General features: G+C 58.5%; 14 protein-coding genes. 8 read left to right on the forward strand and 6 right to left on the reverse strand.

Annotated elements, in window-relative coordinates; all coding sequences use genetic code 11:
• Positions 1–122 precede the first annotated feature (122 nt).
• Positions 123–2,102 (reverse strand): bifunctional tRNA (5-methylaminomethyl-2-thiouridine)(34)-methyltransferase MnmD/FAD-dependent 5-carboxymethylaminomethyl-2-thiouridine(34) oxidoreductase MnmC, encoded by a 1,980-nt coding sequence (gene mnmC, locus ACJJU9_RS08185; protein WP_407730422.1) that lies wholly within the window; start codon positions 2,100–2,102, stop codon positions 123–125.
• 138 nt (positions 2,103–2,240) lie between these two features.
• Between mnmC and pap the strand changes: the two genes are divergently transcribed.
• Positions 2,241–3,767, forward strand: coding sequence for a polyphosphate:AMP phosphotransferase (gene pap / locus ACJJU9_RS08190; RefSeq protein WP_407730423.1), 1,527 nt, complete (start codon positions 2,241–2,243; stop codon positions 3,765–3,767).
• A 620-nt stretch (positions 3,768–4,387) separates the two neighbouring features.
• Here the strand turns inward: pap and ACJJU9_RS08195 are convergent.
• A complete protein-coding gene (locus ACJJU9_RS08195) occupies positions 4,388–5,779 on the reverse strand; it encodes a class II fumarate hydratase (protein ID WP_153334748.1) in 1,392 nt (463 codons plus the stop codon).
• Between the two features lie 194 nt (positions 5,780–5,973).
• On the opposite strand from ACJJU9_RS08195, the gene ACJJU9_RS08200 reads away from it, so the two are divergent.
• From ACJJU9_RS08200 to ACJJU9_RS08230, 7 genes are all read left to right on the forward strand, one after another.
• Complete coding sequence (locus ACJJU9_RS08200) at positions 5,974–6,492, forward strand: DUF2059 domain-containing protein (protein WP_123750426.1); 519 nt, start codon at positions 5,974–5,976, stop codon at positions 6,490–6,492.
• An 11-nt stretch (positions 6,493–6,503) separates the two neighbouring features.
• Positions 6,504–6,800 (forward strand): BolA family transcriptional regulator, encoded by a 297-nt coding sequence (locus ACJJU9_RS08205; protein WP_153338106.1) that lies wholly within the window; start codon positions 6,504–6,506, stop codon positions 6,798–6,800.
• Positions 6,801–6,900: 100 nt separating this feature from the next.
• Complete coding sequence (locus tag ACJJU9_RS08210) at positions 6,901–7,839, forward strand: rhodanese-related sulfurtransferase (RefSeq protein WP_048387770.1); 939 nt, start codon at positions 6,901–6,903, stop codon at positions 7,837–7,839.
• Position 7,840: 1 nt separating this feature from the next.
• The gene (locus tag ACJJU9_RS08215; protein ID WP_407730424.1) at positions 7,841–8,476 is read left to right on the forward strand and encodes a DsbA family protein; all 636 of its coding nucleotides are present in this window, start codon (positions 7,841–7,843) and stop codon (positions 8,474–8,476) included.
• Positions 8,469–10,286, forward strand: coding sequence for an ABC transporter ATP-binding protein (locus ACJJU9_RS08220; RefSeq protein WP_407730968.1), 1,818 nt, complete (start codon positions 8,469–8,471; stop codon positions 10,284–10,286). The genes ACJJU9_RS08215 and ACJJU9_RS08220 overlap by 8 nt, the downstream gene beginning before the upstream one ends.
• Positions 10,287–10,430: 144 nt before the next feature.
• Positions 10,431–12,890, forward strand: coding sequence for an EAL domain-containing protein (locus ACJJU9_RS08225; RefSeq protein ID WP_407730425.1), 2,460 nt, complete (start codon positions 10,431–10,433; stop codon positions 12,888–12,890).
• A gap of 45 nt (positions 12,891–12,935) precedes the next feature.
• Positions 12,936–13,721: an iron-containing redox enzyme family protein gene (locus ACJJU9_RS08230; RefSeq protein ID WP_323370505.1), complete on the forward strand. Its 786-nt coding sequence runs from the start codon at positions 12,936–12,938 to the stop codon at positions 13,719–13,721.
• 76 nt (positions 13,722–13,797) lie between these two features.
• Here ACJJU9_RS08230 and ACJJU9_RS08235 read toward each other — a convergent pair whose 3' ends face one another.
• The 4 genes from ACJJU9_RS08235 to ACJJU9_RS08250 all read right to left on the reverse strand — a co-directional run bounded on the left by ACJJU9_RS08235 (position 13,798) and on the right by ACJJU9_RS08250 (position 17,352).
• The gene (locus ACJJU9_RS08235) at positions 13,798–14,538 is read right to left on the reverse strand and encodes a YciK family oxidoreductase (protein WP_153338103.1); all 741 of its coding nucleotides are present in this window, start codon (positions 14,536–14,538) and stop codon (positions 13,798–13,800) included.
• Between the two features lie 45 nt (positions 14,539–14,583).
• Positions 14,584–15,255, reverse strand: coding sequence for an N-acetylmuramic acid 6-phosphate phosphatase MupP (mupP, locus tag ACJJU9_RS08240; protein WP_048387782.1), 672 nt, complete (start codon positions 15,253–15,255; stop codon positions 14,584–14,586).
• 3 nt (positions 15,256–15,258) lie between these two features.
• Complete coding sequence (ubiG, locus tag ACJJU9_RS08245; protein ID WP_048368514.1) at positions 15,259–15,957, reverse strand: bifunctional 2-polyprenyl-6-hydroxyphenol methylase/3-demethylubiquinol 3-O-methyltransferase UbiG; 699 nt, start codon at positions 15,955–15,957, stop codon at positions 15,259–15,261.
• Positions 15,958–16,020: 63 nt separating this feature from the next.
• Positions 16,021–17,352, reverse strand: a complete 1,332-nt coding sequence (locus ACJJU9_RS08250; RefSeq protein ID WP_048368513.1) for a TRZ/ATZ family hydrolase — start codon at positions 17,350–17,352, stop codon at positions 16,021–16,023.
• Positions 17,353–17,371: the final 19 nt, after the last annotated feature.

Below are 17,371 nucleotides of genomic sequence, written 5' to 3' on the forward strand. Positions count from 1 at the left end.
TCGTGGTCTGGATCGTTCAATAAAATTTACCAACGGTGCTTGTTCGCGGCGCGGATCGGGTCTACGCAAGGGGCGGTTGGCTCCGGCAGCGCAGGGGCGCACTGCCGGGTTGAAGGCCGGTTTTAAAGCCTGCGCACCAGGGCGCGCACAGCAAAACGGTTGGGGTGGCAAGCTTCTGCGACCGGGCGGGGCAGCGGCAGGGGTTCGTCGTTGATCCAGGCCGCAAGCAGTTCGCCAGACAGCGGTGCGGTGATCAAACCGCGTGAGCCATGGCCGCTGTTGACGTACAAACCGTCAAGCCACGGGCATTGGGTATCGGGCACCTGCCGGGCGTCTTTGCTGAGCACGGCATAGGCTTGGCTGAATGCTTCGGCATCGGCCAGCGGCCCGACAATCGGCAAGTAGTCTGGGCTGGTGCAACGAAACGCGGCCCAGCCTTGCAAGGTCTGCGGGTTGAGGTTTGCTTCACCCAGACGTTGTACCAGGTCAGGCGAAATTTCTGCCAGCAAATCCAGATTGCCCTGATGACCTTCTGGTGTGGTGCTCAGGTCTTCGTTATGAAAATCGAAGCTGGCGCCCACCGTGTGCTCGCCCAAACGCCCCGGCGCCACATAACCTTCGGCGCACACCACGGTGTTAAGCGCCGCGCTTTGCGGAGTTTCGAGCAGTTGGGTGATTTGCCCGCGAATGCGTTTGAGCGGCAAACCGCTGCTGGCCGGGAAGCGTTTGACCTCGGCCGCCCCGGCGAGAATCACCACAGGTGCGCTGGCCAGTACCTGTTCGCCCTGGCAGGCCTGCCATTGGCCCTGCACTTTATTGAGTTGCAGCACGTCATGGTGGGTCAAGACGCTGACGTTGGGGTGCAGCGTCTGAAACTGGCACAAAGCGGGCGGATGCACCCAGCCGCCTTCCGGGTAAAAAAGCCCGCCATGGGCCAGGTCTATGCCTGCCAAGGCTTGTGCCTGGGGTTGATCCAGCACGTGCACCAGCGCGGGCGGGAAGGCAGCGGCCAGTTGCTCCTGACGCTCGGCCTCTTTGGCATTGAAACCCAGTTGCAGTACGCCGCAATCATCCCAGTCGCGTCCGCGCTGCAAGTGCTCGAGCACGCGGCGGGTGTAGCCAAAGCCACAGACGATCATTTGCGACAGTGCCGTGCCGTGGGCGGACAGCTTGAGATACAACACCCCTTGCGGGTTGCCGGAGGCTTCTTTGGCCAAGCGTTCGTGACGCTCCAGCAGCAGCACCTTCCAGCCGCGCTTGGCCAGGCTGTTGGCGCTGGCGCAACCCGACAAACCACCGCCGATCACCAGCGCAGTGCGCGGGCCGCTGATCTGTGGTGGGCGAGCGAACCAGGGTTTGACCGTGGCGCCGGGCGCAGCGGTGTCCGGCAGGCCGAGAAAGACCCCGCGCAGGATCTCCCACTTATGGCCGATACCCGGCGTGCGGCGCATTTTAAACCCGGCCTCATTCAGCGCGCGGCGCACCCAGCCGGTGCTGGTAAAGGTGCTGAGGGTGGACTCGGGAGCCGCCAAACGGGCCAGTTGTGCGAACAGTTCTGGCGTCCACATGTCCGGGTTCTTCGCGGGCGCGAAGCCGTCCAGAAACCACGCGTCGACTTGCGCATCGAGCTGTGGCAGTTGCTCCAGCGCGTCGCCGATCAGCAGCGTGAGCGTGACCCGGCCATTGGCCAGGCTGAGGGTTTGAAACCCCGGATGAATGGCCCAATAGCTGGCCAGCAGTTGCTCGCTGTAGTGCGCCAGCTCCGGCCAGAGGGCGAGGGCGCGTTGCAGATCAGCGCGGGTCAGCGGGTATTTTTCGGCACTGATGAAATTCAGCCGGGCCTCAGGGTGCGCCGTTTCGTCGAACAGTTGCCACGCACAGAGAAAGTTCAGGCCGGTTCCGAAGCCGGTTTCACCAATCACAAAATGCGCGTTGGCAGGCAAGGTGCTGAAGCGCTCGCGCAAGGCATTCTGTTCAATAAAGACGTAACGGGTTTCTTCAAGGCCGGACTTGTCTGAAAAATACACGTCGTCAAACAGTCGCGAATGGGGGCGACCCTGGTCATCCCAGTCGAGCTGGGCATTGGGCATTTCAATGGTCATGTGAGGCTCTGCATCGGCAAGGCGGCCATTCTAGCCGATCGGCCACAGCACGACGGATTGATGACAGTTTTATGCGTTTTGTTGTTACGCGCAGGCATCAATCGTCTAGGCTTGTGGCATCTTGCCAGGGAGCTTTCCATGTTCGAATCTGCAGAAATCGGTCATTGCGTCGACAAAGAAACCTACGACAGAGAAGTTCCTGCCCTACGCGAGGCTTTGCTTGAGGCGCAGTACGACTTGCACCAGCAAAAGCGCGCAGCGGTGATTGTGCTGATCAACGGCATCGAGGGCGCCGGCAAGGGTGAAACAGTCAAGCTGCTGAGTGAATGGATGGACCCGCGGCTGATTGAGGTGCGCACCTTTGATCAGCAATCGGACGAAGAACTGGCGCGTCCGCCCGCGTGGCGTTACTGGCGTCATTTGCCGGCCAAAGGCCGCATGGGCGTGTTTTTCGGCAATTGGTACAGCCAGATGCTCCAGGCCAGGGTGCACGGGGTGATCAAGGACGCGGTGCTGGATCAAGCGATCACCGGGGCCGAGCGCCTGGAGCGCATGCTCTGTGACGAAGGCGCGGTTATCTTCAAATTCTGGTTTCACTTGTCCAAAAAACAAATGAAAGCACGGCTCAAGGCGTTGAAGGATGACCCGCTGCACAGCTGGCGAATCAGCCCGCTGGACTGGCAGCAATCCAAAACCTACGACAAGTTTGTGCGTTACGGCGAGCGTGTACTGCGTCGCACCAGCCGTGATTACGCGCCCTGGCACATCGTTGAGGGTGTAGACCCGCACTACCGCGGCCTGACCGTGGGCAAGATTTTACTCGAAGGGCTGCAAGCCGCGTTAAGTGCGCCCAAGACTCGCCCACGCTCGATCAACGTGCCACTGCTGCCTGAAAGCCGTGATGGGTTGAGCCTGCTCGACTGCCTGGACATGACCCAGGTGCTGGAAAAGGATGACTATAAAGAGCAACTGGTCACCGAACAGGCACGGCTATCGGGTCTGATGCGTGACAAGCGTATGCGCCGTCATGCCTTGATTACGGTATTCGAGGGCAACGATGCGGCGGGCAAGGGCGGCGCTATTCGCCGTGTTGCGGCGGCACTCGACCCGCGCCAATACAACATCGTGCCAATTGCTGCGCCGTCGCAGGACGAGCGTGCGCAGCCTTACCTCTGGCGCTTTTGGCGACAGATCCCGGGGCGTGGCAAATTCACCATCTTTGACCGCTCGTGGTATGGGCGGGTGCTGGTAGAGCGGGTCGAGGATTTTTGCACCCAGGCCGACTGGATGCGCGCCTACGGCGAAATCAATGATTTCGAAGAGCAATTGAAAAACTCGGGAATAATCGTCGTCAAGTTCTGGTTAGCGATTGATAAAGACACGCAACTGGAGCGTTTTCAGGAGCGGGAAACAATCCCGTTCAAGCGTTTTAAAATCACTGAAGAAGACTGGCGCAATCGCGAGAAGTGGGACCTGTACCGCACCGCTGTGTGCGACATGGTTGACCGCACCAGCACGGAGATTTCGCCCTGGACACTGGTAGCGGCCAATGACAAACGCTGCGCACGGGTCAAAGTGTTGCGCACCATCAACGAAGCGCTGGAAGCCGCCTTTGCCAAAAGCGACAAACACGTCAAGAAGAACAGGGCCATGATTCGTATCTGAGGAGGAGCGGCACTACGCCTCCTGAATCCGATTTCGTACGATCTGTAGGAACTGCCGCAGGCTGCGATCTTTTGACCGTTAACATCAAAAGATCGCAGCCTGCGGCCCCTCTTATCAAACACAAAATAAGTTATTGATTCTAAAGACCCTGTAGGAGCGAGCTTGTCTCGCGATCTTTTGATCTTGATCTGGCTTTTGATCTTGATCTTAGAGGCCCCGTTAAACCACGCTGGCCGAACGCAGGTGTTGCGCAGAGGGTAACCCGGCAGGACGCCGGGTTAGCCGCGACACGGCCAGGGATGGCCGATCGCGGCGGGCCCACCAAGCTTGGCCTGTGGTGAGGGCATGCCGAGCCTCAGCGAGGCACCGAGGGATTGGGGTAAAAAGCGTTTGGTTACTTTGCGCTTTCAAAGTGACGCGCCGTAAGGGCGGAACCCTAAGTGGCCGTTGCCGCAGCAACGGATATGTACAAAAAATCAAGAGCCCCCTCACCCTAGCCCTCTCCCGAAGGAGAGGGAACCGATTGGGGGATGCTGAAGATACTCGCTGTCCTGTTTGCTGCGCGACAGCGCGGCGTCGAAGACGGGGCGGCCCCTCCTACGGGGTTATGGCGTTTGTTTTTAATGCTTGCCGGGGCTGAGCATGTTTTCCGGGCGTACCCACTCGTTGAATTCTTCGTCGGTCAGGTAACCCAACTCCAGCGCCGCTTCGCGCAAGGTCAACCCTTCGGCATAGGCTTTTTTGGCGATTTGCGCCGATTTGTCGTAGCCGATGTGGGGGTTGAGTGCGGTCACCAGCATCAGGCCGCGCTCCAGGTGTTCGGCCATTTTGCCCGCGTCCGGCTCAAGCCCGGTCACGCAGTGTTCATTGAAGTTGCTGCAACCGTCGGCCAGCAGTTTGATCGACTGCAGCAAGTTATGAATGATCACCGGCTTGTACACGTTGAGCTGCAAATGCCCTTGGCTGGCGGCAAAGCCAATCGCCACGTCATTGCCCAGCACCTGACAGGCGAGCATCGACAACGCTTCGCATTGGGTCGGGTTGACCTTGCCTGGCATGATCGAGCTGCCCGGTTCGTTGGCGGGCAGTTTGATTTCGGCCAGCCCTGCGCGTGGGCCGGAGCCCAGCAGGCGGAAGTCATTGGCCAGTTTCATCAAGGTGACGGCCAGGGTTTTCAGAGCACCCGACAAGGTGGTCAGAGGCTCATGCCCGGCCAGCGCGGCAAATTTATTGGGGGCGGTGACAAACGGCAGGCCTGACAGGGCGGCAAGTTCGGCGGCAATGGCTTCGGCAAAGCCATGTGGCGCATTCAGCCCGGTACCCACGGCGGTGCCGCCCTGCGCCAGTTCGCAAACGGCCGGCAGGGCTGCACGAATGGCTTTTTCTGCGTAATCGAGTTGCGCGATGTAAGCCGACAGCTCTTGGCCGAACGTAATGGGGGTCGCGTCCATCATGTGGGTGCGACCGGTTTTAACCAGTTTCATGTGGCGCGCCGACAATTCGGCCAGCCCGCCGGACAACTCACTGATCGCTGGCAGCAGGTGCTCATGCACCGCTTTGGCCGCCGCAATGTGCATGGCCGTCGGGAAGCAGTCGTTGGAGCTTTGCGAGCGATTGACGTGGTCGTTGGGGTGTACCGGCGATTTGCCGCCACGGCCTTTGCCGGCCAGTTCGTTGGCGCGCCCGGCAATCACTTCGTTGGCGTTCATGTTGCTTTGGGTGCCACTGCCGGTTTGCCAGACCACCAAGGGGAATTGGTCATCGTGCTGGCCGCCGAGCACTTCGTCGGCCGCCTGTTCAATCAGGCGTGCGATGTCGGCTGGCAAGTCGCCGTTGCGGTCGTTGACGCGGGCCGCGGCTTTTTTGATCAGCACCAGGGCATGCAGCACGGCCAGCGGCATTTTTTCGTTGCCGATGGCAAAGTTGATCAGCGAGCGCTGAGTCTGAGCGCCCCAATAGGCCTCATCCGGTACGTTCACTTCACCCAGGCTGTCGGTTTCGATGCGGCTCATCAGGTCGTTTCTCCTAAAGGTTGATCAGTGAGCTTAGGCGCTCAATCGCCTGCAGGAGTTCAAACTTTAGTTTTATTGGTTTTTGTCGGATTGTTGAGAACCGCTATCAGTCTCGGGGTTGAGTGACACACTTTGTTAGGCGCAGAATGGTGCCCCCTGGGGTACGACCTCGCTTGCTAGATAAAGGAAACTCGATGACTCGTCTTCGCGCCATCTGTACTGCAGTTGCTCTGGTATGCGCCAGCGGCCAGGTATTCGCCGATGCTGCCAGCCACGCTGCCAGTGCTGAAACGTTCCTCAAGCTGGCACACGCCGACAAACTGGGGACGCCGGTGTACATGCAAGTGCAGCAAATGTTTGCTCAACGCTTTGAGCAAACCAAAGCGCCAGCCTCGAAAAAGGCCTTGCTGGAAACCTACCAGGCCAAAGCCAACACTGCCCTGGACCAAGCCATTGGCTGGGACAAGCTGAAGCCGGACATGGTCAAGCTGTACACCACCAACTTCAGTGAGTCCGAGCTTAATGACCTGGTGAAGTTCTACCAGTCGCCATTGGGCAAGAAAGTGCTGGAAAAAATGCCGCAACTGACTCAACAGTCTGCCCAGATGACTCAAGCCAAGCTGGAAAGCGCCGTGCCTGTGGTCAACAAGCTGTTGGAAGACATGACTGCCCAACTGGTACCGGCTGCACCGGCCCCGGCCAAAAAGAAGTAAGCGGAGTCTGAATGAGCATGCAACAACGTATTGAAACGACGCTGAACGCGTTGCAACCCGAGCATTTGAGCGTGCTGGATGAGAGCCACATGCACAGCCGCGGGTTGCAGACTCACTTCAAGGCAGTGGTGGTCAGCGAGCAGTTCGCCGGGCTCAACCGTGTCAAGCGTCACCAAAAGGTTTACGCCACCCTGGGTGACCTGATGAGTGAGTTCCATGCGTTGGCATTGCACACGTACACGCCTGAAGAATGGGCGAAAATCGACGCAGCCCCGGCCTCGCCGACCTGCGCTGGCGGTGGGCACTAACACACGTTTTTGCTAGAATCCGCAACGCGCCGCTTAGTCGGCGCGTTTTTTTTGCATCCGGTTCACCCTTTGCGAGGGTAGCCACCTGGAGAGATTCACGATGACCGCGCCAATTGTTGTTGCTGCACTGTATAAATTCGTCACCCTGCAAGACTACGTTGAACTGCGTGAGCCGTTGCTCAAGGCAATGGTGGATAACGGCATCAAAGGCACTTTGCTGATCGCCGAAGAAGGTATCAATGGCACCGTTTCCGGTAGCCGTGAAGGCATCGACGGCCTGCTGGCATGGCTCAAAAATGACCCGCGCATGGTCGATATTGACCACAAAGAATCCTACTGCGATGACCAGCCGTTCTACCGGACCAAGGTCAAGCTGAAAAAAGAGATCGTCACCCTCGGCGTTGAAGGCGTAGACCCGAATAAAAAAGTCGGTACCTATGTCGACCCCGAAAACTGGAACGCCTTGATCAGCGACCCAGAGGTGTTGCTGATTGACACCCGTAACGATTACGAAGTCTCGATTGGCACCTTTGAAGGCGCCATCGACCCTAAAACCACGAGTTTTCGTGAGTTCCCTGACTACATCAAAGCCAACTTCGACCCGGCTGTGCACAAAAAAGTCGCGATGTTCTGCACCGGCGGCATTCGCTGTGAAAAAGCCTCGAGCTACATGCTTAGCCAAGGGTTTGATGAGGTGTATCACCTCAAGGGCGGCATTCTGAAGTACCTCGAAGAGGTGCCGCAGGAAGAGTCCAAGTGGGAAGGTGACTGCTTTGTATTTGATAACCGCGTGACCGTGCGTCACGACCTGAGCGAAGGCGAGTACGATCAGTGCCACGCTTGCCGCACGCCGATCGACGCCGCCGACCGTGAGTCCGAGCACTACCAGCCGGGTATTAGCTGCCCGCATTGCTGGGACAAGCTGAGCGAGAAAACCCGTCGCAGCGCGATAGATCGTCAAAAGCAGATTGAACTGGCCAAGGCCCGCAATCAGCCGCACCCGATTGGTCACAACTACCGTAAATCTGCCGAGGCCTGATATGTCTGCGCGCCTGCTCTATGTGATGGACCCGATGTGTTCATGGTGTTGGGGTTTTGCGCCTGTCGCGCAAGCCCTGATCGAGCAGGCGCAAGCCGCAGGTGTGGAACTGCACCTGGTGGTGGGCGGTTTGCGCACCGGCAACAGTGCGGCGCTTGAGCCTTCGACGCGGCGCTACATCCTTGAGCATTGGCAGGCCGTGGCTGACGCCACCGGACAGCCGTTCAACTTTACGGGGGCCTTGCCCGAGGGTTTTGTCTACGACTGCGAGCCCGCTTGTCGGGCGATAGTGGCGGCACGCGGCCTGGCACCGCAGAAAACCTGGGGCTTGCTCAAGCTTATCCAGCACGCGTTTTACGCTGAAGGCCGGGATGTCACGCAAAGCAGTGTTTTGGTTGAGTTGGCCGAGCAGGCCGGGTTGCCACGGGCTGAGTTTGCGGCGGCCTTTGACAGCGTCGAGCAACAGGCGGCGACGGCTGCGGACTTTACGTGGGTACAGGACCTGGGCATTGCCGGGTTCCCGACGTTGCTGGCCGAGCGTAATGGTCAATTAGCCTTGCTGACCAATGGCTATCAACCGCTTGAGCCGTTGTCTGAATTACTCGGCCGCTGGCTGGATCGTGCCACGAGTGCTTGATCCCAAGGCCAAACCGTCAACTGCCCGCACGCCAGACCGGTTGGGCTGGGCTGACATTCGCCGTCTGGCCCTGCGGCATAAAAAAGCCCTGTGGCTTGCCAACGGTGTGGCTGTGCTGGCCACGCTGTGCAGTGTGCCGATTCCGTTGCTGCTGCCGCTGTTGGTGGACGAAGTGCTGCTGGGGCATGGCGACGCGGCCCTGAAAGTCATGAACCACTGGCTGCCAGTCGCCTGGCAGAGTTCGGTGGGCTACATCGGCCTGATGCTGGTAGTGACGTTGCTGCTGCGCGTTGGCGCATTGTTGTTTAACGTCCTGCAATCGCGGCTGTTTTCAAGGCTGGCCAAAGACATCGTGTTCCGTATCCGGGTGCGCTTGATTGAGCGCTTGAAGCGCATCTCGCTGGCGGAGTACGAGAGCCTGGGCAGCGGCACGGTGACCACGCACTTAGTCACCGACCTCGATACCCTCGACAAGTTTGTCGGCGAAACCCTCAGCCGGTTTTTGGTGGCCATGCTCACCTTGATCGGCACCTCGGCGATTCTGCTGTGGATGAACTGGCAGTTGGCGCTGTTGATCCTGTTGTTTAACCCGCTGGTGATCTACGCCACGGTGCAACTGGGCAAACGCGTCAAACATTTGAAAAAGCTCGAAAACGACAGCACCGGGCGTTTCACCCAGGCGCTGACCGAAACCCTGGATTCAATCCAGGAAGTACGAGCGGGCAATCGTCAGGGCTTTTTCCTCGGTCGCTTACAGCAACGTGCCCGTGAAGTCAGGGATTTTGCTGCGAATTCGCAGTGGAAAACCGACGCCTCGAACCGGGCCAGCGGGTTGTTATTCCAGTTCGGCATCGATATTTTCCGCGCGGCCGCGATGTTGACGGTGTTGTTCTCTGACCTGTCGATCGGGCAAATGCTGGCGGTATTCAGTTACCTCTGGTTCATGATCGGCCCGGTCGAACAGTTGCTGAACCTGCAATACGCTTTTTACGCGGCGGACGGCGCGGTGACACGCATCAACCAGCTGCTGGCGCGTGAGGATGAACCTCACTATCCGGGCGGCGTTGATCCGTTTGCCGGGCGTGAAACAGTTGGCATCGAGATCCGCGACCTGAGCTTCAGCTACGGCGAAGAGCGGGTGCTGGACACGCTTAATCTGAGCATCGCTCCTGGCGAGAAAGTAGCGATTGTCGGCACCAGCGGCGGCGGGAAAAGCACCTTGGTGCAATTGCTGCTGGGGCTGTACACGCCTCTGTCCGGGAGTATTTCGTTTGGCGGTGTGCGCCAGTCGGATATTGGTCTTGAGGCCATTCGCGAGCATGTGGCGGTGGTGTTGCAGCATCCGGCGCTGTTCAACGACACGGTGCGCGCCAACCTGACCATGGGCCGTGAGCGCACGGACGAAGCCTGCTGGCGCGCACTGAAAATCGCTCAGCTGGATGGCACCATCATGACCCTGCCGCAAGGTCTGGACAGTATCGTTGGGCGTTCCGGGGTGCGTTTGTCGGGAGGTCAGCGCCAGCGCCTGGCGATAGCGCGCATGGTTCTGGCCGAGCCCCGTGTGGTGATTCTCGACGAGGCCACCAGCGCACTGGACGCGGCCACTGAATACAACTTGCACCACGCGTTAGGCGCTTTTTTGAGCGGGCGCACGACGCTGATCATCGCGCACAGGCTGTCTGCGGTAAAACAGGCAGACCGGGTGCTGGTGTTTGACGGTGGCAGCATTGCCGAAGACGGCGAGCATCACCAGTTGATCGCCGAGGGCGGCCTTTACGCGCAGTTGTATGGCCACTTGCAGCAAAGTTGAGGGCGCAGCGTATTTGCCCTTAATGTGTTTTTTGAGGGCTAGTTAGCACTCTGAGGTATCCCTAATGTCGGTTGTTGGCCTAGTCTCAGTTCTTTGAGGCTTTTCCTCTGGTTTTCATCTGACTGCTTGATGCAAAGGGAACTCATGAAGCCAAAACGTACGCTCGGGACGCCCCACCTGCTCGGGATTGTCTGGCCCTTTATTGCGGTTGTACTGTTTCAGGTTTTATTGGGCTGCATGAGTCTCTACATGCTTTCGGCCGTAAGGGGCTATGTCGCAGGCGAGAGCTTGTGGTCCAAGGGCCAGAAAGACGCCATCTATTTCTTGAGCTTGTACGCGGACAATCGCGACCCCGCGACCTATGCGCAGTATCAGCAAGCCATTCGTGTGCCTCAGGGCGGCCATAAACTGCGGGTGGCCCTGGATCAGCCTGAGCCAGATATGCAGGCCGCACGCGAAGGCATTCTGCAAGGTGGCAATCGCCCCGAAGACGTCTATGGGTTGATTTGGCTTTATCAAAATTTCCGACATTTCAGCTACCTGGAAAAAGCCATCGCGAAATGGAGCGTGGGCGACGAGTATCTGGACAAACTCGATAATCTGGCGCAAGAGATAAACAGGCACGTCAGCACGAACCAGGTGTCAAAGGCAGATATAGCGCAGTGGCATGGGCAGATTTATGCCATCAACGAAGCGGTCACCCCCGCAGCCAAGGCGTTCAGCGATGCTTTGGGCGAAGCTTCGCGGTTTATTTTGAAACTGCTGGTAGCAGTCAACCTGGCGGTGGCCCTCGGTCTTATTTGTCTCGCCTTGTTGCGCACCCATAAGATCCTGGTTCAGAGCCGCGTCTTTGCCCAAGCGCTGCAACTCGAGAAGGAGCGGGCGCAAATCACTCTGGAATCCATTGGTGATGGCGTGATCAGTACTGATGTTGATGGCGCCATCACGTACATGAACCCAGCTGCAGAGCACTTGACTCACTGGCTGTCTGAACAGGCTCGGGGCGTGCCTTTAGGGGCGCTGTTCAAAATCCTGGATGACAACAGGCCGGATGAAGGCTTCAAGCTGATTGATCATGTGCTCAGCGGTCAGTTGGGCAGCAACAATGAGAACTCCAGGTTTATCCAGCGCATGGATGGCAGTACCGTGGCGGTCACCCTGTCCGGCGCGCCGATCTTGCATGCGGGCAAACTCAGCGGCGCGGTGTTGGTGCTGCATGACATGACCCAGGAGCGGCAGTACATCGCCAATCTGTCCTGGCAGGCCACCCATGATGCGCTAACCGGGCTGGCCAACCGCCGTGAGTTCGAATACCGCATGGAACTGGTGCTGCAAAACCTGGCGCGGCAACAAGGTCGGCACGCGCTGATGTTTTTGGATCTGGACCAATTCAAGCTGGTGAATGACACCTGCGGTCACGCGGCGGGTGACGAGCTTCTGCGCCATATTTGTGCGCTGCTGCAATCCGGTTTACGTGAGGGCGATACCCTGGCGCGGCTGGGCGGAGATGAATTCGGCATCTTGCTGGAAAACTGCCCGGCCGATGTGGCTGAGAAAATTGCCGAGGGGTTGCGCCATGCAGTGCAGAGTCTGCACTTCGCCTGGAAGGGGCGTCCGTTCCTCAACACCATCAGTATTGGCCTGGTGCATATTCACGAACTCCCGATCACGCTGGAAGGCTGTATGCGGGCTGCCGACATGGCCTGTTACATGGCCAAGGAGAAAGGCCGGAACCGGGTGCAGGTGTATCACGAGGACGACTCCGAACTGTCCATGCGCTTCGGTGAAATGAACTGGGTGCAGCGCCTGCATGTGGCGCTGGAAGAAAACCGCTTTTGCCTCTACTCCCAGGCAATCGTTCCGTTGGGGCATGTGGAGGAGCACAGCGGTCACATTGAGATTCTTTTGCGTCTGCACGATGAAAATGAACGCATGATCATGCCTGACCATTTCATCCCGGCCGCCGAACGTTATGGCTTGATGCCGTTGATTGACCGCTGGGTGGTCGAGAATGTGTTCAAGATCATTTCCGAATGCACGGCTAAGCACCCCGGGCGCCCAATGGAAATGTGTGCGATTAACTTGTCGGGCACAACCATTGGTGATGATGAGTTTCTGGCGTTCTTGCACGAACAGTTTGAATGCTATGGCGTTTCGCCCGGGCAAATCTGCTTTGAGATCACTGAAACCAGCGCCATCGCCAATCTGGGCAGCGCCATTCGCTTTATCAATGACCTGAAGGCGCTGGGGTGCCGTTTCTCGCTGGATGACTTCTGCGCGGGTATGTCTTCGTTCGCTTATTTAAAGCACCTGCCGGTGGACTTTTTGAAGATTGATGGCAGTTTCGTCAGAGACATGCTGGATGATCCGATTAATCGGGCTATGGTAGAAGTGATTAATCACATTGGGCATGTAATGGGTAAGCGTACGATTGCAGAGTTCGTTGAGTCTTCGCACATTGAGCAGGCTTTGGTCGAGATCGGTGTCGATTATGCGCAGGGATATGCAGTTGAACGTCCTCACGTGCTGACGTGTGACAGTTTGTGGTGCCGGCCCAAACGTCCCGCGCCGTTGGCCTTGAAGTCGCCTGGCACGTTGCGTTAAGCATTTCCGGATTTGCAAAACCAGCGTGTCAAAAGGAGCCTGATAGTGACCGAGACCTATAACCGAACTGGCCCTCTAATGGAGGCGACCAGCTACCCCGAGTGGGCTCAGCAATTGATCCGCGACTGCAGCGAGAGCAAACGCCGGGTTGTTGAACACGAAATTTACCGACGCATGCGCGACAACACCCTCAGCGAAAAGACCATGCGTATTTTCCTGATCGGTGGCTGGCCAGTGGTCGAGCAGTTTTCGTTGTACATGGGCCATAACCTGGGCAAAACCCGTTATGGTCGCCATCCGGGTGAGGACATGGCGCGGCGCTGGCTTATCCGCAACATTCGTGTCGAGCTTAACCATGCCGACTATTGGGTGCATTGGGCGCGTGCACACGGTGTAAGCCTTGAAGACATGAACGCGCAGGACATACCGGCAGAGTTTCAGGCGCTCAACGACTGGTGCTGGCACAGCTGCGCAACCGACTCGTTGGCCGTGGCGATGGCCGCCACCAACTATGCCATCGAAGGCGCAGTCGGTGAGTGGGCTGCTGTGGTGTGCTCAAAAAGCATCTACGAAGAGTCGTTTCCGCAAGAAGGGCGCAAGCGCTCCATGAAATGGCTGAAGATGCACGCGCAGTATGACGATGAGCACCCGTGGGAAGCGCTGGAGATCATTTGCACGCTGGCGGGGTTGAACCCTTCACAAGAGCTGAAAACCGAGTTGCGTAAAGCGATTTGCAAGAGCTATGACTACAAGTACCTGTTTTTGCAGAGCTGCTTGCAGTTTGAGGGGGCGCCGGTAGTGCGTCCGCGGCGCGAGCTGGTCGAGTCCTGATTATCGGGAGATGACGACCTGAAGGGTTAAAAAAACCGGAGGCTGCGTGGGCAGGCTCCGGTTTTTTTATGGGTTTTTACTGTGCGTTGAACGCCTGCCCATTGATTCCGGTACTGTCCGGGCCCATCAGGTACAGGTAAACCGGCATGATGTCTTGCGGCTCAGGGTTGTTCTGCGGGTTTTCTGCGGGGTAGGCTTGCGCACGCATGCTGGTGCGGGTTGCGCCCGGGTTGATGCTGTTGGAGCGTACCGCCGAGACGTTTTCAACTTCGTCGGCGAGGGTTTGCATCAGGCCTTCGGTGGCGAACTTGGACACGCCATAAGCGCCCCAGTAGGCACGGCCTTTTCGGCCAACGCTGCTGGAGGTGAAGATCACCGAGGCGTCTTTAGACAGTTTGAGCAGCGGTAGCAGTGTGCTGGTCAGCATAAACATGGCGTTTACGTTGATGTGCATCACGCGCATGAAGTTCTCGCCACTCAGTTGCTCCAGCGGCGTGCGCGGGCCGATGATCGAAGCGTTGTGCAGCAGCCCGTCCAGACGCCCGAACTCGCTTTCAATCATGGCTGCCAGTTCGTCGTACTGATGCGGCAGGGCGGTTTCGAGGTTGAACGGGATAACTGCCGGTTTGGCGTGCCCGGCGGCTTCAATGTCGTCGTAGACCTGGATCAGGTTGGCTTCTGTCTTGCCGAGCAGCAACACGGTCGCTCCGTGGGCTGCATAGGTTTTGGCTGCGGCTGCGCCAATACCACGACCGGCCCCCGTGACCAGGATGATCCGGCCCTGAAGCAGGTCGGGGCGGGCGGTGTAATCAAACATAAAGCACCTCAACAAAAAGCAGGAAACATGTGCAGCGCCCGGGTGTCAGCAACTGCACATCGCGTTATCCAGGACTTTGCGCAATTCGGCCGGATGGTCGACCACCACGTCAGCACCCCAATGGTCAGGGTTGTCGTTGGGGTGGATATAGCCATAACGCACAGCGGCTGTTTTGGTTCCGGCATCGCGGCCTGACTCGATGTCACGCAGGTCGTCGCCGACAAACAGTACGCTGGCCGGGTCCAGGTCGAGCATCTTGCACGCCAGGATCAACGGCTCGGGGTCGGGCTTGCTCTTGGTGACGTGATCGGGGCAAATCAGCAGGGCGGAGCGCTCGGCCAGCCCAAGCTGTTGCATGATCGGCTCGGCGAAACGCACGGGTTTGTTGGTGACAACGCCCCACACCAAATGAGCCTTTTCAATGTCGGCCAACAGTTCGGCCATGCCGTCAAACAGTTTGCTGTGGACCGCACAGTCACGCTGATAACGCTCAAGGAACTCAAGGCGTAGCGCTTCAAAACCCGGAGATTCTGGGTCCATGGCAAAGGTGGCGGCGACCATTGCGCGCGCGCCGCCGGAAATTTCATCGCGAATCAGTTTGTCGGCAACAGGCGGCAGGCCGCGTTCTGCGCGCATGGCCTGGCAGATGGCGATAAAGTCCGGCGCGGTGTCGAGCAGGGTGCCGTCCATGTCAAAAAGAACTGCTCTTAAACGCATGTATTACTCCTCGCGAAGGGTCTGGATCATGTAGTTGACGTCTACATCGTTGGCCAGTTTGTAATGCTTGGTCAGCGGGTTGTAGGTCAGGCCGATGATGTCTTTGACGCTCAGGCCAGCTTGACGGCTCCAGGCGCCCAGCTCGGAAGGGCGAATGAACTTCTTGAAGTCATGGGTCCCGCGTGGCATCAGCTTGAGCACGTATTCGGCGCCGATAATCGCGAACAAGTAGGACTTGGGGTTGCGGTTGATGGTCGAGAAGAACACTTGGCCGCCCGGTTTGACCATCTGGTAGCAGGCACGGATGACAGACGCTGGATCCGGCACGTGTTCGAGCATTTCAAGGCAGGTGACGACGTCGAACTGGCCCGGCATTTCGAGCGCCAGTTCTTCGGCAGTGATTTGGCGGTACTCAACGTTGACGCCGGACTCGAGCTGGTGCAGTTGCGCGACAGCGAGGGGGGCTTCGCCCATGTCGATACCGGTGACAGTCGCCCCGCGCTGAGCCATGGACTCACTGAGGATGCCGCCGCCGCAGCCTACATCGAGGACTTTTTTGCCGGCCAGATGAACGCGCTCGTCAATCCAGTTGACCCGCAGCGGGTTGATGTCGTGCAGCGGCTTGAACTCGCTTTCGCGGTCCCACCAGCGATGGGCAAGCGCCTCGAATTTGGCGATCTCGGCGTGGTCGACGTTGCTCATGGGTAAATCCTCTAAAGCTAAAAAACCGGGTAAAACTCAGGGCCGGGGCCCTGAGGCTTGGAATCAATGAGTATGGCTGTTTATACGCTCGCCCCAGGCTTTGGCGGTGGCGCACAGTTGTTGCTCGTCCAGGCGCGTCAATTGGCCGTTATCCAGCAGTTGCTTGCCGGCGACCCATACGTGTTTCACGCAATCGCGGCCAGTGGCGTAGATCAGCTGTGAGACGGGGTCATAGACCGGCTGCTGGGCAAGGCCGCTCAAATCGAATGCCACCAGGTCAGCCGCTTTGCCGACTTCGATCGAGCCGATTTCGCTCTCCTGGCCCAGGGCGCGAGCGCCGTTGAGCGTTGCCATACGCAGTGCGCGGTGAGCATCCAGTGCCGTGGCCGAGCCGGATACGGCTTTGGCCAGCAAGGCAGCTGTGCGGGTTTCACCGAGCAAATCGAGGTCATTATTGCTGGCGGCCCCGTCGGTGCCAACCGCGACATTGACGCCGGCTTGCCACAAACGCTCGACCGGGCAGAAACCGCTGGCCAATTTGAGGTTGGATTCAGGGCAATGAATCACGCTGGAATTGCTTTCTACCAGAAGGCTCAGGTCTTCATCGTTGATTTGAGTCATGTGCACGGCCTGGAAGCGCGGGCCCAGCAAACCCAGGCGGGCAAGGCGGGCTACCGGGCGCTCGGCATTGTGCTCGACGGCCTGTTGCACTTCGAAGGCGGTCTCGTGTACGTGCATTTGCACGGCAGCATCGAGTTCGTCGGCAATCACCCGGACTTTCTCGAGATTTTCGTCACCGACGGTATACGGCGCGTGCGGGCCGAACGCGATTTTGATGCGCGGGTGGTATTTCAAGTCGCCAAACAGTTCTACCGCCTGGCGCAGGGATTCGTCTGCGGTGCTGGCGCCCGGAATCGGGAAGTCCAGAATGGGGAAGGCAATTTGTGCGCGGATACCGCTGTTGTGCACGCGCTCGCTGGCGACCTTGGGGAAAAAATACATGTCACTGAAGCAGGTAATGCCGCCTTTGATCTGCTCGGCTATGGCCAGGTCGGTGCCGTCGCGCACAAACGCCTCATCGACCCACTTGGCCTCGGCCGGCCAGATATGGTTTTCCAGCCAGGTCATCAGGGGCAAGTCATCGGCCATGCCGCGGAACAACGTCATTGCCGCGTGACCGTGGGCATTGATCAGCCCCGGGCTGAGCAGCATCTCGGGGAGTTCGCGGGTTTCAAGGGCAGTGTGTTTTTCGGCGAGGTGGCGCGGGCCCATGAATACAATGCGTCCGTCCTGGATGCCCACAGCATGGTCCTTGAGTACGACCCCGGCGGGTTCAACAGGTACGAGCCAGGTGGGGAGCAGCAATAAGTCGAAGGTCAAGGGCTGGGTTGGCATCAAAAATGACTTCCGGTGC

Origin of the sequence: Pseudomonas helleri, assembly GCF_045830615.1 — a bacterium.
GTDB classification, from domain to species: domain Bacteria; phylum Pseudomonadota; class Gammaproteobacteria; order Pseudomonadales; family Pseudomonadaceae; genus Aquipseudomonas; species Aquipseudomonas helleri.